Source organism: Sphingopyxis sp. PET50 (assembly GCF_025244705.1).
GTDB lineage: Bacteria > Pseudomonadota > Alphaproteobacteria > Sphingomonadales > Sphingomonadaceae > Sphingopyxis.
Genome location: NZ_CP104207.1, coordinates 3,768,595 through 3,790,694 on the forward strand (window position 1 = coordinate 3,768,595; position 22,100 = coordinate 3,790,694).

Genomic DNA, 22,100 nt, shown 5'->3' on the forward strand with positions numbered 1-22,100 from the left:
CGACATCATGAAGACGGTGAGCTGCGCGCCCGGCGCATGGGCGGCATAGTCAGTGCGGTTCATCCCCGGCAGCAGAGCCGCGGTGACGTCGACCCCCGCGAGCTGTCCAGGGTCGGCGGTCAGGGCCGCCGCAAGCGGCAGAATCTCTGCCGAGCCGCCGGGCAGGTAGACACGCTCGGCCGGGCGCGAAGCAATCGAGCAGGCGGTCCATCTATGCTAGAGCGTTCGGGCGATGAGCTCGCGCATGATCTCGTTCGACCCGCCCGCGATCTTGGTGTAGCGTGAATCGGAATAGGCGCGGCCGATCAGATACTCGCGCGTGAAGCCATAACCGCCATGCATCTGCACGCAATCGTCGAGCAGCCGCATCAGCAGGTCGGTCGCCTGGAATTTCGCGACCGCGGCCGTCGTCGCGTCGAGCTTTCCTTCAACAACGAGTTCGATGCAGCGATCGACGAAGACGCGCATCACCTGCGTCTGTGCGTGCCAGTCGGCCAGCTTGAAGCGTGTGTGCTGCATGTCGAACAGCGATTGGCCGAAGGCCTGGCGATCGCGCGTATAGTCGGTCGTCCAGCGGATCGCATGTTCGCACAGCGCCGCGGCGCGGATCGCGATGCTCGTGCGTTCCCAAGCAAGTTCCTGCATCAGGCAGATGAAGCCGCGGTCGAGCTGGCCGAGCATGTTCGATGCCGGGACGCGGACATCGTTGAAGAAAAGCTCCGCCGTGTCCTGCGCGCGCAGTCCGATCTTGTCGAGCTTGCGCCCGCGTTCGAAGCCGGGCCGATCGCCCTCGACGAGAAAGAGCGTCACGCCCTTTGCCCCCGCGCCCTGCGTGGTGCGTGCCGCGACGACGATCAGGTCGGCGAGATGGCCGTTCGAGATGAAGGTCTTTTGCCCGTTGATGACGAAGTCGTCGCCGTCGCGGACAGCGGTGGTACGGAGCGCAGCGAGGTCCGATCCTCCGCTCGGTTCGGTCATCGCGACCGCGCCGATCACCTCGCCGCGCGCCATCTGCGGCAACCATTCGAGCTTCTGCTCCTCGGTGCCATAGTTGAGGAGATAGGGCGCGACGATTTCCGAATGCAGCGGGAAATTGGGTCCGCTGAGATTGGTGCGCGTCAGTTCTTCGATCAGGATCGTCGGATAGAGGCGATCGAGTCCCGCGCCGCCATATTGCTCGGGGATCGTCATGCAGAGCAGCGATTCGCGCCCCGCCGCCAGCCACGCGCTGCGGTCGACGATGCCTTGCTCTTCCCAGCGCGCATGGTGCGGCGCGATCTCCTTTTCGAGGAAGCGGCGTACCGATTCGCGAAAGATATTATGTTCGTCGCCGAACAGCGTCCGCTCGATCATCGTCGCATCCGTTAGTGCATGCCGACGATTGCAACGGCGCAGATGTTGAGGTTCGGGAAGCCGCCGAGATTATGCGACAGCGCGGTGACCGGCGGTGTTGCGCGCTGACGCTCACCCGCCCGGCCGAGCAGCTGGAGATAATTTTCATAGATCATCCGGATCCCCGACGCGCCGATCGGGTGACCGAAGCATTTGAGCCCGCCGTCGATCTGGCACGGAATGGTGCCGTCGGCGTCGAACTTGCCGTCCATGACGTCGTGGACCGCGCGCCCTTCGTCGCTGAGGCCAAGATCCTCCATCGTGACGAGCTCGGTGATCGAGAAACAGTCATGCACTTCGGTCAGGCTGATTTCCTTGCGTGGGTCCGTAATCCCCGCCTCCTTATAGGCCCGGGCGGACGCGACGCGCGTGGTATGGAAATAGCTGCCGTCCCAACCCGAGCCCTCGGCCTCCCAGCCGTTCGACGCGGCGACCTGCAGCGCCTTTACGGTGACAAGGTCGGTCTTGCCGAGCCTCCGCGCGATCTCGGGCGTCGTGACGATTGCGCAGGCGGCGCCGTCGGACACGCCGCAGCAGTCGAAAAGGCCGAGCGGCTCGGCGATCATCGGCGCATTGACCGCCTGTTCCTCGGTGATCGGCTTGCGCAGATGAGCCTTGGGATTTTTTGCGCCATTGGCGTGACTCTTGACCGAGACATGCGCGATCGCGCGCTTCAGATCGTCGCGCTGAATACCGTGCTTCGCGCTATAGGCCGAGGCGATTTGCGCAAATTGTCCGGGCGCGGTGCTGTTCGCCAGCGTCGCGTCGGGAAAAGCGCCGCGCGGCCGCGCGGGTAGCCCGCCATAGCCCGTATCCTTCAGCTTCTCGACCCCCATGGCGAGCGCGATGTCGGCCGCGCCACTTGCGACGGCATAAACCGCGCCGCGAAAGGATTCGGTCCCCGAGGCGCAATAATTCTCGACCTTGGTGCAGGGAATGTTCGGCAGCCGGAGCGCGACCGACAGCGGGACGGCCGAGGGGCCGATGCTCGTCGTGTCGAGCCCGACGCCGAGCCACGCCGCGTCGATCTGGGTGACGTCGATGCCTGCATCCTCGATCGCCTCTAGGAATGCTTCGACCATCAGGCCGTTCGCGTCCATGTCCCACCGCTCGCCAAAGCGCGAGCACCCCATGCCGAGAATGGCCACCTTGTCCTTGATGCCGCTTGCCATGATCGTTTGTCCTATGCTTCGGCCCGATAGTCGGGCACCGCTTTCCAGAAATAATGCTTGAACCCGCGATCGACGTCGTTCCGCTTGATCCGGAACATCATTCGCATCGGCTGGCCGACCTCGAGCGTTTCGGCATCGACATCGGTGAAGTCGACCGTCATCCGTCCGCCGCCTTCGAACTCGATGAGTCCGTAGCATCCTGGCGGATCGGGGGTGTAGACGAGGCTGTCGGCGGTGAAGGATGCGATCCGCGCCCGGCGCTCGGCGAGCGGATATTCCTCTTGCGTGCCGATCGCGCGCTCGTTCTGCGCGACCGAAATTTCGGACGGCGGGAATTGTATCGTCCCGGTCTTCGTGCACCGTCCGCCGACGAGCGCCAGCAGGCTGCGGCGATGGCGATAAAGCATCGAAGGGGGCGTGCGCTGGTCGGCCTCTGCACGCATGCCGCCGTCGAGCGTCAGCGCGCCCGCGAGATGCAGGTGACGGACATAATTATCCTCGGCCTTGCGGCGATCGAGCCAGCCCGCGACTCCCATGTTCGTCGGCCGGGTACCGATGGTATCGGTCACCCGGAACAGAAGCACGTCGCATCCCTGACCAAAGGCCGCCACCAGCACGAGTTCGCCCGGCGCCGCCTTTTCGAGCGCGTGGGCAAGCAGGATGAGCGGCTGCGCGCAGCCGGCCGTGCCGAGCCGGTCCTGCAGATTGTCCTGCACGGCTTCGGCCTTGATGCCCGCTGCCTTGGCGACGCTTTTGTCGATCCCGCGGATCGGTGCGGGCATGACGAAGCGATCGATGGCGTCGGCACCGACGCCGAATTTTTCGAGTGCCGCGCCGATCGCCGCGGGGACGATCTTGGCATAACCCTCGTCGCGGACCCAGCGGCCCTCCCATTCATAATCGAACGGCCGCTCGGTCGCGCGGAAATGGTCGGCGAAATCGACCGTATGGCTGTGATGGCCGATGAGGTCGGCGAGTCCGGGGCCCGGGCCGACGAGGACAGCCGCGGCGCCGTCGCCATAGACGAGCTCGGCCTCCGACGCGACTTTCGCGCGGCGCCGTTCGGACGCGACGCAGAGCACCGCGCCGCCACCTCCGGTGCTTTCGAGCGCCGCGATCAGCCCCGATGTTCCCGCGCGCTGCGACCCGGTAACGTCGAGCGCGCCGACCGCATCGGGCATATTCAGCGCCTCTTTGACGATCCCGGCGTTTTGCCGGTCGGCGTAGGGCAGGCTAGTCGAGGCCAGGATCAGCTTGCGAACCGTCTGACGCGCGTCCTCGGCGACGCAATCGCGCGCTGCTTCGACCGCCATCGTGATGGCATCTTCGTCCCATCCGGCGATCGCGCGCTCGCCGCGTCCATGCGCGCCAAGACCGGCGTTGAACCACGACAAAGCCGAAACAGCGGCTTCGCGCTGCAATCGGCGGCGGGGTACATAGGCCCCGAATGCGATGATCGATGTCATTTTTCGTCCTCTCGCTATCGCCATATATCGCGCCGGAAAGATATTCAATATAGTGTATATATATTCGTCAAGATGAATTACATGACATGGGAAAGGGCATCCGCATGCGGGCTTTTTGGCGATCTTTCTTCAAGCCAAGCGAAGGCTCTCCGGGGTCGCGAATGCGCTTGCGTGCGGGAAGGGGGCTGCATATTCACGAATCGGAATGACTATTCGCGCGAGGAATGGGCGCACTCAGGGGAACGGATATTTCGAAGCAGTTCATCATGGCTGTCGCGGCACACGAACTTTCCTTCGGCTTGGCGGCATAGGCGATGCCCCGCAACAGCAACGGCGCCGAAGATCTGGCGGGACCCAAGCAGCTGGTCGGATCGATCGTGCATGCGGTGGCCGTCTTGCGCTACCTCAGCGAGACCGACGAGCCGCTGGGAGTGACGGCGATCGCCAAGGCGCTGCAGATCAGCCCCAGCTCCTGTTATAATATCGTCCGGACGCTCGTATCGGAGGGACTGCTCGAATTCGACAGCCGCCGCAAAACCTACAGCATCGGATTGGGCACGGTTGAGCTGGCGTCGCGCGCTCTCAGCCGCAACGACATTTTCCCCTTCGTCCGGCAACGGCTCGAGCGGATTGCCAACGAACATGAATTGACGGCGATCTTGTGGCGCGTCAGCCACGGCCGGCGGCTCGTCGTCGTCGGTGTGGTGGAGTGCAATGCCGACATGCAGATCGCGGTCAAGGTCGGCTATCGCGTTCCCCTGCTGTCGGGCGGGGTCGGCCGCTGTATCGCTGCGTTCAGCAAGATGCCCGAAAGCGAGATGCGAACCGAATTCGAACGGGTTCGCAACCAGAACACGATCGGTTTCGAGGATTATGTTCGCGATCTCGAGGCCGTGCGCACGAACGGCTGGGCGATCGACCGCGGGACTTTCAAGAGCGGTGTCATTTCAGTCGCCAGCCCGATCTTTGATGAGCGCGGCGCCATCTCGCTCTGCATCTCGGGCGTGATGCTCGCCGGAAACCAGAGCGCCGCCGCGCTCGATCGCATCGGCATGAATTTTCGCGACCTCGCGGAATCGGTGACCCGCCGCAGCTTCTGATCCGGCCGTATTACGGAAGCCAGCGTTTCGCAAAGCGCTGTCGCGCGTCCAATTCTTGTCCTTGATCTCGAATATTCATTCCTATACGTGAATTTTGATACACGCGAAGCGGGGGCAGGAGACGGATATGGGAATGCTCGACGGAAAGGTCGTTGCGATTACGGGCGCGGGGCGCGGAGTGGGGCGCGCGATCGCGCTGTGCGCCGCGGCGGAAGGCGCGGCGGTACTCGTCAACGATCTTGGCAGCGGCACCGCGGGCGAGGGGACGGACCAGGGCCTCGCCGCTCAGGTCGTCGCAGAGATCGAGGCGGCTGGCGGCCGTGCGATCGCCAATGGTGCGAGCATCACCGATCCGCGGGGTGCGGTCTCGGTTGTCGAGGACGCAGTTGCGGCATTCGGCCGCATCGACGGCGTCGTGAACAACGCCGGCTTTCTGCGCGATTCGATCTTTCACCGGATGAGCCGGGTCGATTGGGACGACATCATCGACGTCCACCTCAATGGATATTTCGCGGTGGCGAAGGCGGCCGCGCCGCACTTCAAAGAGCAGGGTTCGGGCACCTTCGTCCATATGACCTCGACCTCCGGGCTGATCGGTAATTTCGGACAGGCCAATTATTCGGCCGCGAAGGCGGGCGTCATCGGACTCTCGACCTCGATCGCGCTCGACATGCAACGCTTCGGCGTCACCTCGAACTGCATCGCGCCCTTTGCCTGGAGCCGTCTGACCGAGACGATCCCGACCGATACCGAGGAACAGAAGCAGCGCGTCGCGCGGATCATGGAGATGAAGCCCGAGAAAATTGCACCGCTTGCGGTCTTCCTCTGTTCCGATGCAGCCAAATCGGTGACCGCCCAGATTTTCGGTGTTCGCAAAAACGAGATTTTCCTGTTCAGTCGGCCGCAGCCGATCCGCTCGGCGCATCATGCCGAAGGATGGACTCCGGAAAGCGTCCAAGACATCATGCTGCCGTCATTCCGGCCGAGTTTCCAGCCGTTGCAGCGATCGGGCGACGTTTTTTCCTGGGATCCAATCTGACCATGGCGATCGACGAGGCTTTCCTGCTCGCGCGTCCGCCGGTCGAGCGGCGCCGGACCTACGACGCCCGCGACACCATGCTCTATGCGCTCGGGCTCGGCGTGGGCGCGGCCGACCCTTGCGATCCGGCGGCGCTGCGGTTCGTCTATGAGAAGGATCTGGCCGCGCTGCCGACGATGGCGGTCGTACTGGCCAGTCCCAGCGGCTGGCTCGCCGATCCTGCGCTCGGCATCGACTATATGCAGCTCCTCCATGGCGAGGAATCACTGACGCTGCACCGTCCGCTGGCACCGGCGGGCGAGCTGGTCTCGGCCACGCGGATAGAGGCCTTGTTCGACAAAGGCGCGGGACGCGGGGCGCTGCTCTATACGCGGCGCGAGATCAGCGATGCCGCGAACGGTGAGGCAGTCGCGACGATCCGCACCGGCTATTTCCTGCGCGGCGACGGCGGCTTCGGTAGCAAATCGGCGGGCGCTCCCGATCCTCATCCGGTACCCGGGCGGGCACCCGACGCCACGATCGATTATGCGACGCGCATCGATCAGGCGCTGCTCTATCGCCTTTCTGGCGATTATAATCCGCTCCACATCGACCCGACGGTTGCCGCAAAGGCGGGTTTTGACCGGCCGATCCTGCATGGACTCTGCTCCTACGGCCTTGCTGGGCGCGCGATGGTCGAACTGCTGTGCGAAGGCGACCCGGCGCGGCTGCGGCGCCTCGACGTGCGGTTCGCAAAACCGGTCTTTCCCGGCGAGACGCTGCGCATATCGGTCTGGCGAGAGGGGCGCGGACGCGCCGCTTTCGAGGCGACGTCGCTCGATCGCGATCTGGTTGTGCTGCGCAACGGCCTTGCCGAAGTTCGCGCCTGACGCGGTCCGGCACGCACGTTGACCATCGGATATTGTGGACCTAGCTTAGCTGGCGGACAATATAGCGCGCCTTCCGGGCAGAAGTGTGCAGGCAATGTTCGCAACAGGGTTTTCATTTCGGGGTTTGACCATTGAATCGACCAGCTTTGAAGAGGACATCGAACAGCGCAGGCAGCAAGACAAAAGAGACGCTGATTCTGAAAGCGCTCGACTATATTCTGGCAAACGGCCTTCGCGACCATTCGCTGCGTTCGATTTCGGCCGAACTCGGGACGAGCCACCGCGTCTTATCCTATCATTTCGGATCGAAAGAAGGGTTCATCAACGCGGTCATCGAAACCTTCTTCAACGCGTGGTTCGAGATCGTTTCCGAAACCGACATCGAGGGTTGCCGCACGTCGGGCGATGCGCTGCTGCTGCTGTGGGACCGTATTTCGCACCCCGACGTCTTCATCTATTCGCGGATCGGCTTCGAGCTGGTCGTGTGGAAGGGCCGCGAAGGGACGATGACGCAGCTGATGCCCGAAAGCGTCTGGTCCGAACCGCTCGAACGTATCAGTCGCCTGTCCCACCTCGGCCCGGCGAAGACCGAGGCCGATGTGCGCGTGATGCGGATCGTACTGCGCGGCCTTCTTTATCAGCTCGCCGCCACGGAAAATCCGGAGGAATGCCGCCGGACGCTGTTGGACTTCCTCGACTGGCGCGACCGTGCGCTGGCGGCGATGAGCGCCGAGACGGCGAACGCCTGACCGCACGGCCGCGGCCGGCGCTGTTTCCTATGAAGAAAACTCCTCCGGCTTCGCGGCCGAACCATCCTGCGCGCGTGGACTTCGCTTGCCGGGCCGGGCTGCACATCAAGACTTGTGCCATATGGTACAAAATGCTAGCCGGATTGCGACGGGGCATGAGCCCGCGGACAAGATGATCGGGAGAGAGTGAGATGATCGACGACATGTTTGTCTTCAACGCAGTCGCGCACGCCTATAATATGAGCGACGACAACATCCCCAACTCGCACTATGCAAATCGCCTGCGCGACGGACTCGTCCACCTGCACATGCGGCAGGGCGCTTTCGCGATGGACGGCGCGGGCCAGTGCACGGACTGGCCGATCGAGGTGCTGGCGCGTTCGCTGTTCCTCGAAAGCGATTGCGACATGGCGGCGACGCACACGCTGCGGCTCGATTCCTGGTTCCACGACGGCCTTTGCCGCCGCGAAAAGACGGTCGAGGCCGTCAATCGTTGGCCGCAGCGTTTCGTGGGTTATGTCGGCGTCGATCCGACGCGCGGCCTTGAAGTCTGCCTCGACGATCTCGACGAGCAACTCGACGAAATGCCCTCGGCGGTCGGGCTGAAGCTCTATCCCTCGCAGGTCAACCCGCACCGTTCGTGGCGGATGGACGACGAAAGCCTGGCCTTTCCGCTGTTCGAACGCGCGCGCAAGCGCGGCATCCGGACGGTCGCGGTGCACAAGGCGGCGCCATTCGGTCCGGTGCCGATCGCGCCGTTCCGTGTCGATGACATCGACCTTGCCGCCGACGCCTTTCCCGACATGGCGTTCGAGATCATCCATGCGGGTCTGGCCTTTACCGACGAAACCGCGATGCTGCTGGCGCTTTTCCCGAACGTCTACGCCAACTTCGAGGTGACCTCGGCGCTGATCAACACCAATCCGGCGCAGTTCGAGACGGTGATGGGCACCTTCCTGCGCCAGGGCGGCAGCGAAAAGATCATCTATTCGGATGGCAGCATGGTGTTGCACTCGCAGCCGATCCTCGAAAGCTTCCGCAATTACCGGCTAAAGGACGAAACGCTCGAGAAGTTCAACATTCCGCAGATCACCGATCAGGACATCGCGAACATCCTCGGGCTCAACTATGCGAATATTCTGGGCATCGACGTCGACCAGGCGAAGGCCGCGATCGCCGATGACGAATTTTCGCGCGAGCGCGCGCGGACGGGGCTTCAGGAACCCTTCTCGAACTGGCGCCGTCACCTTGCCGATACCAAGCTCGAGGTGGCATGATGGGGGGGCTGCGCGAGGCGGTCGAAGAGGCGTTGCACACGGTTTATGACCCGTGCAGCGTTGCGTCGCAGTCTCCGGTTTCGGTGATCGACATGGGGATGGTGTCGGGGCTCGCCATTGTGGGCGATGCGGTGGAAGTCCGGTTGCTGCCGACGAATCTCGGCTGCACGCTGGTTCCCAGCATCATGATCGCGATCGAGGAAGCGCTTGCGGAGGTTCCCGGCATCGGCCCCGTATCGATCGCGATCGACAAGGAGACGCATTGGTCTCCCGACCAGATGAGCGAGCGCGGCCGCAACCTGCTTGGTCACCGGCGCGCGCAGGCGCAGGCGCTCATGCCGATCCAGCCGAAGCAGTGGATGCTGCCAGGGCAAGAGGAAGCGCGTCGCCGCCGCCTGGAAATGAAACGCCGGGCGTCCTGAGTTTCGCCGTCGGGCGCGATCAGGGGGATCGCGTCCGATAATGTGACGGGGTCGGCGGGCCTCGTGAACCGGCCGGAACATGCCGCCGTCGTTCCGGCCCTCTTCTTTATTGGGCGCCTTTATCTCACGCCGAGGCCGCGCGCGATGATGCCGCGCAAAATCTCGCGCGTGCCGCCGCGCAGCGTGAAGGACGGCGCGGCGAGCAGTGTCGATCCGACGAGTGCCGACAGCGGATCGGCGGCTTCCGGTGACGGTTCGATGGCGAACAGGCGGCGCGCGACCTCTGGAATCTCCTGCTCCAACGCGGTTCCGATGTCCTTGACCAGCGCGCCCTGGACCGTGGGATCCTCCCCCTTGCGGATCATTTCGGCGATCGATGCCGAGAGACGGCGGAGCACGGCGACCTGCGCCACAAGCCGGCCAACCGCCGCGCGTCGCTCGTCGCTCGGCTTCTCGCGGGTGCGCCGGACGAGTGCCTCCACGACCGCGAAGGAGGAGAGGAAGCGGTCAGGGCCGCTGCGTTCGTTCCCCATTTCACCCGAAACCTGCGCCCAGCCGTTGCCGCGTAGCCCGATGAGCATCGTTTCGGGAACGAAGACATCGTCGAAATGCACTTCGTTGAAGCTGTGCGAACCGGTCATGTCGATGATCGGGCGGATATCGATTCCCGGCGAGCCAAGGTCGATGAGCAGCTGGCTGAGCCCCGCGTGCCGGTCTCCCGGCTCGCCGTCGGTCCGGCAGAGCACGACGGCATAGTGGCTGAGATGCGCGTTGGTCGTCCAGATCTTGGTGCCGCTGAGGCGATAGCCCCCATCGACCGGCACCGCGCGTGCCTTGATCGATGCCAGGTCCGATCCCACGCCGGGTTCGCTGAGCCCGATCGCGACATAGCATGTGCCGGCCGCGATGCCGGGCAGGAGCAATTGCCGCTGATCTTCGCTGCCGTGACTGAGGAGCAGCGGACCGACCTGGCGGTCGGCGGTCCAATGCGCGCCCACCGGCGCGCCTGCCGCGAGCATTTCCTCGATCACCACATAGCGTTCGGTCGCGCTCCGTTCGCCGCCGCCATAAGTCCGTGGCCAGGTCATTCCGATCCATCCGCGCGCGCCGAGCTTGCGGCTGAAGGCCGGGTCGGCGTGAGTCCAGCCGACATATTTGCCCGCCGCCCGCAGCGCGCCGAGCTCCTCGTCCAGAAAAGCGCGCACTTCCCCGCGAAGCGTTTCGGCTTCGGGCGTCATCACCGGGCGCGGGAAATCGAATGCAGTCATCGGGCGAATTCTCCGTGGCGGGTAATCAGCGCCCATGCGCCGTCAGCGCTATCGAGGCAGCTTTGGCCGACAACCGCGTTCCATTCGGCCTCGTTCCCATATTCCTCGCGCCACGCCAGAATCCGGCGGCTGTAGAGGTGGAGATCATATTCTTCGGTGAAGCCGATCGCACCATGCACCTGATGCGCGAGATGGGCCGTTAGGGCCGCCGCTTCCCCGGCGCGCGATTTCGCCATTGCAATCGCTGGTCGGCCATCGCGGGTGAACAAGGCCTGCGCCGCCATGTCGCATGCGGCGCGGCACACCGCCGCCTGTCCGGCGAGAGCGGCGAGATTTTGCTGGACCGCCTGGAATTTGGCGATCGGCCGGCCGAACTGCTGATGTTCGTCGGCAAAGCCGAGTGTCAGGTCGAGCAGGCGTTGGGCCGCCCCGGCGATCATGATGGTGCGCAGCGCCGCGCCGGCTGCGTGCACTTCGTTGGGCGTCATGGTGCCCGGCAGCACCGCGGTTGCGGGGATCGTGGTGCTGAAGCGGAAATCGTCGCGCGGTTCCCCAGCCAGGTTGACGCCTTCCTCGATGGTACCGAGGGAGGCGGGCATCGCGACGAGGTACGGGCTGTCTTCGGCGGGGGCGATCAGGAGCAGCGTCGTTGCATCGCGCGCCCAAGGGACGCGCGTCGCCCTGCCTTCGGCGAACCAGGCGCCCTCGCGCCGCTCGATCCTGATGGTCGTGCGGTGCGGCGGCGCAAGCGTTACCGGGCCCTCGACCCCGGCCATCCGGCCTCGCGCGAGCAGGCTGGCACCGAGCATCGCCTCCGCGAGGGGGAGCGGGACCGCCCAATAGCCGACGAGGCGGAGCATGTCGGCGGCTTCCGCAGGATCGATGCCGAGACCGCCGTCGGCTTCGTCCACCAGCGCCTGCGGCAAGCCGAGCGCTTCGATCGCGCGCCAGCCCTCGGTGAGCCACGCGCCCGACGAGCCGCGCCTGACGCTGTCGCTGTCGAACAGGTCACGGACAATGCGTTCAGCGGCTTCGAAATAAGGCGAGGCCGACATCAGCGGGGCTGGCTTCGAGCTTCACGAACATCGCGCATATCTGTGGTCGCCTTTCCCTCCGGTCCTGAGGGCGCTCGTAGCGCAACGATAAAATTATGCAATATAGAGAATATCCATCTTCTATTGTGAATTACAGAAGAGCTGGTACAGCGAGTCAAGCAATCGGACGCCGTCCGAAAAAGGGGAGAGCGGCACGTGGGTGAGGGGCCTTTGGCGGGGGTGAGCATCGTCGAGTTTTCGGGCATCGGACCCGGACCCTTCGTGGGCATGCTGCTGTCGGACATGGGGGCAGAGGTGCTGCGCATCGACCGTAAGGGGAACGATCGCGGCACGAAGGTCCACATCACCCGGCGCGGGCGCAAGTCTGTCGCGCTCGACCTCAAGAAGCCGGAGGCGGTCGAGTTGTGCCTGCGCCTGATTGAGCGCGCCGAGATCGTCTTTGAGGGCTTTCGCCCGGGGGTGATGGAGCGGCTGGGGCTAGGCCCCGAGGCCGCGCTCGCGCGCAATCCGGGGCTCGTCTATGGCCGCATGACGGGCTGGGGCCAATATGGGCCTCTCGCGCAGGCGGCGGGGCACGACATCAATTATATCGCCGTCACCGGCGCGCTGCACGCGATCGGGCTTCCCGACAAGCCGGTGCCGCCGCTCAACCTTGTCGGCGACTTCGGCGGCGGCGCCATGTATCTGGTCATGGGCATGCTCGCGGCGCTGCTTCATGCGCGCGCGACCGGCGAAGGGCAGGTCGTCGATGCGGCAATGACCGACGGGGCGGCGTCGCTGCTCGCCATGTTCTATGGCCACCGCGCCGCGGGCGGATGGAGCGACGACCGCGCCGCGAACACGATCGACGGCGGCGCGCCCTATTACGACACCTATCGCTGCAAGGATGGGAGATGGATGGCGGTCGGCGCGATCGAGCCGCAATTCTTCGCACTGCTGCTGGGCAAGCTCGGCATAGCGGATTTTCCGCTCGACCGGCAGCTCGACCGCGCCGCCTGGCCCGAATTGCGCAGGAAGATCGCGGCGGCATTCCTCGGCCGGACGCAGGCCGAATGGGTCGCCGTCATGGAAGGAAGCGATGCGTGCGCCGCCGGGGTGATCGGCCTCGCCGACGCGCCCCAACATCCGCACAATGTCGCGCGGCAGACCTTCGTAACGATCGACGGGGTGCTGCAACCCGCGCCCGCGCCGCGCTTTTCGGCGACGCCGGGGCGGATTCAGCAGACCGATCCGGCGATCGGCGCGCACAATGTCAGCGGGCTAATGGAGTGGGGGCTGACACGCGCCGAAGTGGCGGCGCTCGAGGCTTGCGGCGCGCTTTGAGGGCCAAGGCCGGGCGGGTGAAGGAGAGAGGGATGAGCGAGGCAGGCGCGTTTCACGAGTTCACGGGGCGCGACGTTCCGTGGCTCGTCGACTGGCAGGCCGCGCAGCGCGGCGACAAGATCTTCCTGGTCTGGGAACCGGTCGACGGCGCGTGCGCAAGCTGGACCTATGCCGCCTTCGCCGAGGAAAGCCGTGCCTATGCCGCTGGCCTCGTCGCGCAAGGTGTCACGGCTCTACGACACGGTCGTGCTCCATATGGGCAACCGCCCCGAATTCCTCTTTGCCTGGCATGCCTGCTTGCGGCTCGGCGCGCTGGTCGTCACCACCAACACCGGCTCGTCTGCCGACGAACTCGGCTTCTTTCTGACGCACAGCCGCGCCTCGGTCGTCCTGACCGAGCCACGTTTCCTGCCGGTGATCACCGAAACCGGGGCCGCGCTGCGCTGGATCGGCTGTACCGACGGCGGCGAGACGACGGCGGGGAGCCTGTATCGCCTGCTGCCCTTCGCGGCATTGCGCGGCAATCCCGCCGCCTGCCCGCGGCGAGCGCCCGAGCCGCTGCGTCCCGGCAGCGTCCAATATACCTCGGGTACGACATCGCGTCCTAAGGGGGTGGTGTGGACGCACGCCAATGCGCTGTGGAGCGGCCGCACCACCGCGGCGCACCTGCATCTGACCGCCGACGATATCACGCTGATCCACCTGCCGCTGTTCCACACGAACGGGCTTGGCTATTCGCACCTCTCGACCCTGTGGTCGGGCGGGACGATCGTGCTAACCCCCGGCTTTTCGGCCAGCCGCTTCTGGGACATCGCGGCGCGCAACCGCTGCACCTGGGCCTCGCAGATCGGCTTCACGCTGACCGCGCTGCTGGCGCAGCCGCGCCCCGAGGTGCATCATTTCCGCTTCTTCGCGAGCGGATCGGGCGGCACCATCTGCCAGGACAATTGGGGCATTGCCCAGATCAGCTGGTACGGATCGACCGAGACCATCTCGCAAAATTGCCACAGCGACTGGCGACTGCCCGAAGCAGCCGGGAGCATGGGGCGAGCGGCGCACGAATATGAGCTGTCGATCCGCGACGACGACGGGAGCGAGGTCGAGTTCGGCGAGCGCGGACGTCTGTTCGTCCGCGGCGTGCGCGGCCTGTCGCTATTCGCCAGCTATCTGTACGACGAACAGGCGACTGCGGCCGCTTTCGACGCCGAGGGCTTTTACGACACCGGTGATGAGGTCACGCCGCGCGCCGATGGCGAGATCTTCTATGCCTCGCGCGCGAAGGATATGTTGCGCGTGGGTGGAGAGAATGTCGCCGCGCTCGAAATCGAAACGGTCATCATGGGCGTTGCGGGCGTGCGCGAGGTCGCGGTGGTCGGCAAACCGCATCCACTGTATCAGGAAGTGCCGGTGGCGTTCGTCGTGGCGAAGGCAGCCGACAGCCGACTTCGTGGCGGCTATCGAGGCGCATTGCGCCGAAAAGCTGTCGAAGTTCAAACGGCCGTGGGAGGTTCGCCTGCTCGACGAACTGCCCAAGGGCTTGCTCAGCAAGGTGTTGAAGAAGGAGCTGAGGGCGCTGGCTGCGGCGGAGGACTGACGCGGCGGCCGGCTGTTTCAGCACCGTTCGAACCGGCCCGGCCGTCGCTCCTGAACCGCGCGCCGGCCTTCGGCGAAATCATGCGTGTCGCCGAGTTCGGCTTGCCGCGCCGCCTCGGTTGCCGTCGCTGCGCGAACAGCGGCGACGAGATCATGACGCAGCGTCGCGCGGGTCGCTTCGACCCCGAGCGGGCCGTTCTCGGCGATTTCGCCCGCGACCGCCAGCGCCGCATCGAGCAAGCCGTTCAGCGGTGCCACCGCATCGGCGAGCCCCCAATCGCGCGCGACCTCGCCCGAAATCCGGCGGCCGGTGAGCATCATCATCGCGGCGCGTTGCTGCCCGATCGCGCGCGGCAGGGTGTGGCTGATCGCGAAACCGGGGTGGAAGCCGAGCTTGACGAAATTCGCCGCGAACCGGGCCTCGGGCGCGGCGATCCGGAAATCCGCCGCGAGTGCGAGGCCCAGCCCGGCGCCGATGGCGGCGCCCTGGACGGCGGCGATCATCGGTTTCCGCAACGCGAAGAGCCGAACCGCCTGTTCATAGAATTTGATCGTCGATTCGCCGAAGCTCTCGCCTCGTTCCTCGCCGAGCGCATTCGCGACGGTCAGGTCGGCGCCGAGCGCAGAAGATTCGTCCCTCGGAACATAGCACGGTGGCGCGGCAGCTATCGTCGGAATCGAGTGCTTCGAGCGCCTGGGCCAGCGCGCGAAGCAGCGGCAGGTTCACATGATTGTTCGTCGCGTGCGCGAAGCGAACGACGGCCACATGATCGTGGCGCTCGACGCCAACGCGAATCGAGGATGCTGTCATTGGAAAAAGTCTCCCGGCGGTCATGATGCGGAACGGCGCGACGAAAGGACGGAAATGCGCGCCTCGCGGCAATATTTGCCATCAATGAGAATGACTGTCCATATATATGAAAGATTCTTGATCCGGCCAAGCCGCGGATTCTGGCGGCGAATATCGCAGAAAATCCCAGTATAGCGTCGTTTTCAAATGGGTTGACGCTTGACAAGCACTCGGCATCGGCTATTTATTATCCAATTGGTCCAAAAGTTATCGCCCAACTGGCCAAAGAAATCAAAATGGGTGAGGGGAGAGAGATTATGGCGCATTATCGTTCGCTGATGCTTGTCCTTGCGCTGTCCGGCGGGTCGCAAGCGATGGCCCAATCCACGCCAACCGATACGCCCGCTGACGCGGCGGCACAGGAGAGCGACGGGCTCGGTGACATCGTCGTCACCGCACAGCGGCGCAGTGAGCGGCTGCAGGACGTGCCGATCGCCGTCAGCGTGATCAGTGGCGACGATGCATTGGAAAAGGGCGTGACGAGCACGATCGACCTAACCTCGGCGGTGCCGGGCCTCGTCGTCAATTACAACGCCAATGTCGGGAACCTTTATTTGCGCGGCGTCGGATCGAACCTGCCCAACCCGACCGACGAACAGCCGACCGCAACCTATATCGACGGCGTCTATATTCCCTTTCCGCAGGGCAATTTCTTTACCTTCTACGACGTCGAGCGGATCGAAGTGCTGAAGGGGCCGCAGGGGACGCTGTTCGGGCGCAACGCGACCGGCGGCGTTGTCCAGATCGTCACGCGCGAGCCATCGCAGGACACCGAAGTCGATGCCGCCGTCACCTATGGCAATTACGACACCGTGAGCCTCCAAGCCTATGGCACCACCGGGCTTGGCAAACAGGCAGCGATCGGAATTTCCGCACAATATGACAATCAGGGCAAGGGCTTCGGGCGCAATCTGACGCTCGACAAGCCGGCGTTCCAGCGTGCGATCGACAGCTATTCGGTACGCGCCAAGCTGCTCGTCACGCCGAGCGACACCACGAAGATTCTGGTGACCGCCGACTATTCGAACCTGCTCAACTCGTCGGGATACCAACTGCTGCCCGGCGTGATCGGCGGCGACGGCGTGTCGACCTATCCCGGCAAGTTCAACACGCTGAACGACTTGGCGACCGGCAATCCGCTCGAAATGTATGGCGTGTCGTTCAAGCTGAACCAGGAAATCGGCAATCTCGATTTCACTGCAATCAGCGGGTACCGCGAACTCACCGGCACCTTCTTCAGCGACGCGGACTCGACGCCGCAGCCGCTCAGCCAGCTCGAACTGCGCGAGAAGGGGCGCGCCTTTTCGCAGGAATTCCAGTTGGCGGGCTCCACCGACCGCCTCAACTGGATGGTCGGCTTCTATTATTTCGATATTTTCGGGCGCGGCGAGCTCTTCAATCGCGCGACGCCGGTCATCGCACCGCTGCCGCTCATCGGGTCGCAGCAGGAGGGATATAGTCTTGCAGGCTTTGCCCAGGGCACGCTCGATCTTGGCGGCGGCACGAGCATCACCGCCGGTGCCCGCTACACCAAGGAATGGCAGAAATTCTATTATCCGGCGCGCGACATCCACTCGAAACAGAGCTTTGCCAAACCATCGTGGCGCCTCGCGATCGACCACAAGTTCAGCGATAATCTGATGATTTATGCTTCGTACAACAACAGCTTCAAGAGCGGCGGTTATAATCTGATCTCGCCGACCCTGCTGGCGGGGACGGTCAATAATTTCCAGCCCGAAGTCCTGCAGTCGTTCGAAGGCGGATTGAAGAGTCAGCTGTTCGGCGGCAAGCTGCGGCTGAACATCGCGGCCTTCCACTATCTCTACGACGACATCCAGACCGCGCTGGTCATTCCTGGCGGCGTCGTGACGCTGAATGCCGCAAAGGCGCATACGAGCGGTCTCGAAATCGACTTCTCGGCGCGTCCGGCGCATTTCATCGAACTGTCGGGCGCCTTTTCGGCAATGCGCGGCAAATACGACCGCTATCCCAACGCGCCTTCGATCGGGGCCGACGCGGTCCAGCGGACGATCGATGCATCGGGGAACGATCTGCTCGTGCTGCCCGACTATACCGCGACGGGGACGGTCACATTCAACTTCCCCTTCGTCGGCGGAACGATTCGTCCCTCGGCCACCGTCTCGTATAACGATGGCTTTTACTGGTTCGCGGACAATCGGCTGCGTAGCCCCGCCTATACGCTGGTCAACGCGCAGATCGGCTGGACGACGGACGACGAGCGGTTCGGGGTGCGGTTGTGGGCGCGGAACCTGACGGACAAATATTATTATGTCGCGCGCCTGTCGCGTGTCCGTTTTGGCGATTCACAGGTCCCCGCGGCGCCGCGGACCTATGGCGTCACCGTCACCGCGAAGTTCCGATAAGGGTGATGCAGCGTTCGGATCGGGCAAGCGAAGTGACCACCGCCACGCGCGTCGCGCCGCAAAGTATGATCGGGTGAGGGGGACCGGCGAGCCTGGCGAAAGTGTGCGCGAATGGCGGCAACATTGGCGAACGCTGGTCGCCTGCCTGGCCGGGACCGCTGCGTCGATCACCCATATTCCCACCTTTGGTGTGCTTCTCCCCTCCATCCAGAGGGAATATGGGTGGTCGGTTTCGCAGATTACGGCGGGGATGATGATCCTGGCCACGGTGAGTCTGATCGCATCGGGATTCGTCGGGGCGGCGGTCGACCGCTATGGCTCGCGACGCATCGGGCTTGCCGGGCTGATGCTCTATCATGCTGCGTTCGCGCTGCTCGCCACGACCGGACCGTCGATCCTCAACTGGTGGTTGCTCTGGTTGCTCGTCGGGATCGGGTTCAGCTGCACGACGACGACGATATGGGCCCCGGCCGTCGCGGGGCGATTTCACGCAAGCCGCGGGCTCGCGATCGCGGTGATGCTGTGCGGGACGGGCCTGTCGATGGCGATAATGCCGCTGGTGGCGACGATTCTGCTCGAACAGTTCGGCTGGCGAGGAGCGCTCGTCGGCTGCTCGGCAATCGTCGCGGCGCTGGCGATTCCGCTCGTTCTCCTGTTCCTCCACGACCGCCCGCCGACGGCCCAGCAGCCGGGCGAACTCGAAAGTCTGGCGGCATTCGACGGACTGACGGTGCGCGAGGCGACCCGGTCATGGGTCTATGCCCGCATCGCCATCAGCGCGGTCGCCTTCACCGTCGCCTCGCTGGCGCTGGTGGTGCATTTCGTTCCAATCCTGAGCGAAGACGGCCTCGCGCCGCACGCGGCGGCAGCGGCGGCGGGTGCGATCGGCCTTGCAGCAATCGTCGGGCGTTTGACGGCGGGAATGCTGCTGGATCACGTCCACGCGCGCTATATCGCGGTGATATGCTTCGGGCTCCCGGCGGTCGCGTGCGGACTGCTGCTGACCGGTCCGGGGCTGGCCGCCGCGATCGCGATCGGGATGCTGATCGGTTTCTCCAGCGGATCGGAACTGGACGTCGTCGCCTATGCCGCGACCCGCTATTTCGGGCTGCGCCATATCAGCACGATCTATGGCATCCTCGTCGGCATCATCACTTTCGCCGCCGGGGTGGGGCCGTTTCTGTCGGGGCTCATGTTCGACCTGTTCGGCAGCTACGATCACTTGATCCTGTCGGTCATTCCGATCTTTCTGCTCGGGTCGCTGCTGATGGGGTCGCTACCCGCCTATCCGCGCTGGCAGGATGCATCGCGGTGAGTTGCGATCGGCGTTCGACATGGGGCTTGAAGAATTGTTCCATATGGTACAATAAGAGTCGCAGGCGGATCGCATCATGGGAGAGGCGACATGTCGCTTTCGGCTAGCGCATCAATATCGCGGTCGGCGCCGGTCTTTCAGGGGCCGGAGGCGCTGCTGGGCGCATTGCGCCCGATCACCGCGCGGATCGCGGAACGTGCCGACGCGATTGAGGCGGCGCGCGCCTTTCCGGCCGACCTGCTCGCCGAGATCGAGGCGACGGGATTTTTCCGGATGGCGCTCGACCCCCGCTATGGCGGGGCGGGGTACCGGTTGCAGGATGCGGTGCCGATCATCGAAGAAATCGGCCGCGCCGACGGCTCGGCGGCATGGAGCCTGATGCTCGGCAGCGAGGTCCACATCGCGTGGACACGCTTTCCGCAGGCATTCCTTCAGGACATTTATACCGCGCCGGTCTTTCCGATGTCACGCGCCGCGCTGACGCCGCGTGGCCGGATGACCAAGGTCGAGGGCGGTTATATTCTCGATGGGCAGTGGCCGCTCGCGAGCGGATCCTATCCGACGCAATGGTTCCTCGTGAACAGCCTCGTGACCGATACCGAAGGACGTCCGGTCGCCAATCCCGACGGCGTCATCGAGCCGAAGCTGGCGGCGGTGCCGACCACGGCGATCGAGATCCTCGACACCTGGCACGCGATGGGGCTCCGTGCGACCGAAAGCCATGATATCCGGCTCGACCACTATTTCGTTCCCGAGGAGCGGACCGTCTATGCCAGCGTGCTCCAGCCCGATTCGGGGCCGCTAGGCCAGATCGCACTCAATGCCGCGCTCGGCACCTTCCATCTCGGTGTCGTGCTGGGGATCGCGCGCGGGATGCTCGACGAGCTGGCGGCATCATCGAAACTGCGCAAGCCCGTCTACACACCGACCCGCTTCCTGGCGGAAAGCCCGCTCTTCCAGAAGCGCTATGGCGCGATGGAGGTCCGGCTTGCCGCGGCGCGGGCGCTCGTGCTCGACGAGGCGGCGCGCCTCTGGGAACGTGCGAGCCGGGGTGAGGCGATTACCACTCCGATCAACGTTCGCCACCGCGCGATGGTCGCGCATGTCCACCAGGAATGCCTCGCGATCGCGAACGAGATATTCTCCGATGCGGGCACGGCGGTCCTGTACGAAGGATCGTCGATGCAGCGGCGTTTCCGCGACATGCGTTCGGCCTGCCAGCACATCATCGCCGGGCCCGATATTTTTCAGCCGCACGGGGCTTTTCTGCTCGATCAGCCGATCGAAGCACACATCCGGGTTTGATTTTCATTTTAGGAGGAAGAATTGAGCGACAAGAGCACATCGGTCACCGCCGCCTGGATTTCGTCGGCGCCGCTCGATACATTGTTCGAGCTGGTCCGCGACCATTCGACCTGGCTGCGCTGGACCGACATCCAGTCGATCGAGATCGAAAGCACCGGCGATGCCGACCCCAACGGCGTCGGCGCCGTGCGCAAGATTATCGGAGGGAGCGGGGCAGAGATCCGCGAACGCATCGTCGAGATCGTCGAGGGCCGAGCGCATCCGGTACGAACTGCTGAGCGGCCTTCCCGTCATTCATTATGAGGGGCTGACCGAATTCACCCCCGAGACCGATGGCCGGACGCTCGTCCGCTGGACCTCGACCTTCGCGGCGGAGACCCCCGCGGTTACCGCCGAACTGTCACTCTATCTCGGCCGCGTCGTGCGCAAGATGGTACGGCAAGTCGCGCTCGCGGCGGAAATTCCTGCGCTGCTCGATCGTCCCGAGCGCCAGCCCTTCCGTCCGCTATCGAGCGGCAAGCACGTGATCATGCACGACCTGCCGCGTTACCAGCGGCTCTATTGAGCCGTTCCCCAGAGCATAGGAGTCCGCCATGCCCCTCCATCCCGAAGCCCAGGCCTTTCTCGACAAGATGGCCGGTGTTCCCGATCCGACCGACGAGAATCTGGAACAGTTCCGCAGCGCCGCCGCGACGCTGATCGCCGGCGGCGAGCGCGCCGATATCTGTGACGTCGTCGATCGGACGATCGCCGGGGGCGACGGTCAGGACATGGGCGTGCGCATCTATATCCCGCGCGAGGATGGGCCGCTGCCGGTGATCGTCTGGGTCCACGGCGGCTCGTTCGTGCGCGGCACGCTCGATATGTTCGATGCCGACTGGCGCGAATTCGCGCAGCAGAGCAAATGCGTGATCGTCGCGGTTGACCAGCGCCTGTCGCCCGAGGCGCAGTTCCCCGCGCCGCTCGAAGATGCCTATGCCGCGCTCGTCTGGGCAGCCGAGCATAGGGACGAATTCAAGGGCGATCCGGATCTGCTCGGTGTCGGCGGCGAAAGCAGCGGGGGCAGCCCGGCGGCGGCGCTGCCCTTTCTCGCGCACGAACGCGGCGGGCCAAAACTCGCCTTTCAGGTGCTCGCGAATCCGTTGCTCGATGCCACGCTGTCGAGCCCCTCGGTCGAGGAACTGGCGACCGGATATTTTCTGACCAAGGCGCAACTCGACTGGTGTTACGAAAAATATGCACCGGGCGAGAAGCGCAAATCGCCGCTCGTCTCGCCGGTCCTCCAGACGGACTTTTCGGTTAGCGTGCCCGCGGCGATCATCACAACCGAATATGACCCCGTGCGTGACGACGGTGAGCGTTTTGGAGAGAGCCTGCGGCGGGCGGGCGTTCCGGTATACCTCGAGCGTATCCTTGGTCACGTCCATCATTTCGGCGGTGCCGACCGGACTCCGACGCTGATCCATCTGCTGGACGCGATGCTGGACGATTTGCGGGCAAACCGCGCGAAGGCCGTCTAGG

At 64.5% G+C, this 22,100-nt stretch carries 19 protein-coding genes and 1 pseudogene; 13 read left to right on the plus strand and 7 right to left on the minus strand.

Features of this window, described 5'->3' with window-relative positions:
* Window positions 1–216: 216 nt before the first annotated feature.
* The 3 genes from N0A20_RS19775 to N0A20_RS19785 are packed head-to-tail and all read right to left on the minus strand — an operon-like array spanning window position 217 to window position 4,030.
* Window positions 217–1,353, minus strand: coding sequence for an acyl-CoA dehydrogenase family protein (locus N0A20_RS19775; RefSeq protein ID WP_260581962.1), 1,137 nt, complete (start codon window positions 1,351–1,353; stop codon window positions 217–219).
* 11 nt (window positions 1,354–1,364) lie between these two features.
* On the minus strand, window positions 1,365–2,564 hold the full coding sequence (locus N0A20_RS19780; RefSeq protein WP_260581963.1) for an acetyl-CoA acetyltransferase: 1,200 nt from the start codon (window positions 2,562–2,564) through the stop codon (window positions 1,365–1,367).
* Between the two features lie 11 nt (window positions 2,565–2,575).
* On the minus strand, window positions 2,576–4,030 hold the full coding sequence (locus N0A20_RS19785) for a hydroxymethylglutaryl-CoA synthase family protein (RefSeq protein ID WP_260581964.1): 1,455 nt from the start codon (window positions 4,028–4,030) through the stop codon (window positions 2,576–2,578).
* A gap of 314 nt (window positions 4,031–4,344) precedes the next feature.
* Here N0A20_RS19785 and N0A20_RS19790 point away from each other — a divergent pair, with 314 nt between their 5' ends.
* From N0A20_RS19790 to N0A20_RS19815, 6 genes are all read left to right on the plus strand, one after another.
* Entirely contained in the window at window positions 4,345–5,130 is a 786-nt protein-coding gene (locus tag N0A20_RS19790; protein ID WP_260581965.1) for an IclR family transcriptional regulator, read from the plus strand.
* A 127-nt stretch (window positions 5,131–5,257) separates the two neighbouring features.
* A complete protein-coding gene (locus tag N0A20_RS19795; RefSeq protein ID WP_260581966.1) occupies window positions 5,258–6,169 on the plus strand; it encodes an SDR family NAD(P)-dependent oxidoreductase in 912 nt (303 codons plus the stop codon).
* Window positions 6,067–7,038, plus strand: a complete 972-nt coding sequence (locus tag N0A20_RS19800) for a MaoC/PaaZ C-terminal domain-containing protein (protein WP_260581967.1) — start codon at window positions 6,067–6,069, stop codon at window positions 7,036–7,038. Before N0A20_RS19795 ends, N0A20_RS19800 begins: the two co-directional genes overlap by 103 nt.
* A 146-nt stretch (window positions 7,039–7,184) precedes the next feature.
* On the plus strand, window positions 7,185–7,787 hold the full coding sequence (locus N0A20_RS19805) for a TetR/AcrR family transcriptional regulator (RefSeq protein WP_260581968.1): 603 nt from the start codon (window positions 7,185–7,187) through the stop codon (window positions 7,785–7,787).
* 191 nt (window positions 7,788–7,978) lie between these two features.
* Window positions 7,979–9,064 (plus strand): amidohydrolase family protein, encoded by a 1,086-nt coding sequence (locus N0A20_RS19810; protein WP_260581970.1) that lies wholly within the window; start codon window positions 7,979–7,981, stop codon window positions 9,062–9,064.
* Complete coding sequence (locus tag N0A20_RS19815; RefSeq protein WP_260581972.1) at window positions 9,061–9,486, plus strand: metal-sulfur cluster assembly factor; 426 nt, start codon at window positions 9,061–9,063, stop codon at window positions 9,484–9,486. The genes N0A20_RS19810 and N0A20_RS19815 overlap by 4 nt, the downstream gene beginning before the upstream one ends.
* Before the next feature lie 119 nt (window positions 9,487–9,605).
* Here the strand turns inward: N0A20_RS19815 and N0A20_RS19820 are convergent, their stop codons facing one another.
* Together N0A20_RS19820 and N0A20_RS19825 are read right to left on the minus strand one after the other, a co-directional pair.
* Window positions 9,606–10,754 carry an acyl-CoA dehydrogenase family protein gene (locus tag N0A20_RS19820; RefSeq protein WP_260581973.1) on the minus strand — a complete coding sequence of 383 codons (1,149 nt, stop codon included), beginning with the start codon at window positions 10,752–10,754 and terminating at the stop codon, window positions 9,606–9,608.
* Window positions 10,751–11,809, minus strand: a complete 1,059-nt coding sequence (locus tag N0A20_RS19825; protein WP_260581974.1) for an acyl-CoA dehydrogenase family protein — start codon at window positions 11,807–11,809, stop codon at window positions 10,751–10,753. The genes N0A20_RS19820 and N0A20_RS19825 overlap by 4 nt, the downstream gene beginning before the upstream one ends.
* 195 nt (window positions 11,810–12,004) lie before the next feature.
* Between N0A20_RS19825 and N0A20_RS19830 the strand changes: the two genes are divergently transcribed.
* Together N0A20_RS19830 and N0A20_RS19835 are read left to right on the plus strand one after the other, a co-directional pair.
* Window positions 12,005–13,132, plus strand: a complete 1,128-nt coding sequence (locus tag N0A20_RS19830; protein WP_260581975.1) for a CaiB/BaiF CoA-transferase family protein — start codon at window positions 12,005–12,007, stop codon at window positions 13,130–13,132.
* A gap of 255 nt (window positions 13,133–13,387) precedes the next feature.
* Window positions 13,388–14,515, plus strand: a pseudogene (locus N0A20_RS19835) (AMP-binding protein); the annotation flags it as partial.
* A 228-nt stretch (window positions 14,516–14,743) separates the two neighbouring features.
* Here the strand turns inward: N0A20_RS19835 and N0A20_RS19840 are convergent.
* Entirely contained in the window at window positions 14,744–15,403 is a 660-nt protein-coding gene (locus N0A20_RS19840; RefSeq protein WP_312846661.1) for an enoyl-CoA hydratase/isomerase family protein, read from the minus strand.
* A gap of 429 nt (window positions 15,404–15,832) precedes the next feature.
* On the opposite strand from N0A20_RS19840, the gene N0A20_RS19845 reads away from it, so the two are divergent.
* From N0A20_RS19845 to N0A20_RS19855, 3 genes are all read left to right on the plus strand, one after another.
* Window positions 15,833–17,959 (plus strand): TonB-dependent receptor, encoded by a 2,127-nt coding sequence (locus tag N0A20_RS19845; protein WP_260581977.1) that lies wholly within the window; start codon window positions 15,833–15,835, stop codon window positions 17,957–17,959.
* A complete protein-coding gene (locus N0A20_RS19850; RefSeq protein ID WP_260581978.1) occupies window positions 17,928–19,274 on the plus strand; it encodes an MFS transporter in 1,347 nt (448 codons plus the stop codon). The genes N0A20_RS19845 and N0A20_RS19850 overlap by 32 nt, the downstream gene beginning before the upstream one ends.
* Before the next feature lie 90 nt (window positions 19,275–19,364).
* The gene (locus N0A20_RS19855; RefSeq protein ID WP_260581981.1) at window positions 19,365–20,579 is read left to right on the plus strand and encodes an acyl-CoA dehydrogenase family protein; all 1,215 of its coding nucleotides are present in this window, start codon (window positions 19,365–19,367) and stop codon (window positions 20,577–20,579) included.
* An 8-nt stretch (window positions 20,580–20,587) separates the two neighbouring features.
* Here N0A20_RS19855 and N0A20_RS19860 read toward each other — a convergent pair whose 3' ends face one another.
* A complete protein-coding gene (locus tag N0A20_RS19860; protein ID WP_260581982.1) occupies window positions 20,588–20,734 on the minus strand; it encodes a hypothetical protein in 147 nt (48 codons plus the stop codon).
* Here N0A20_RS19860 and N0A20_RS20920 point away from each other — a divergent pair.
* Both N0A20_RS20920 and N0A20_RS19870 read left to right on the plus strand, forming a co-directional pair.
* Window positions 20,670–20,882, plus strand: coding sequence for a hypothetical protein (locus N0A20_RS20920; RefSeq protein WP_409574806.1), 213 nt, complete (start codon window positions 20,670–20,672; stop codon window positions 20,880–20,882). The two genes, N0A20_RS19860 and N0A20_RS20920, sit on opposite strands and share 65 nt — an antisense overlap.
* A gap of 290 nt (window positions 20,883–21,172) precedes the next feature.
* Window positions 21,173–22,099: an alpha/beta hydrolase gene (locus N0A20_RS19870; protein ID WP_260581984.1), complete on the plus strand. Its 927-nt coding sequence runs from the start codon at window positions 21,173–21,175 to the stop codon at window positions 22,097–22,099.
* Window position 22,100 lies beyond the last annotated feature (1 nt).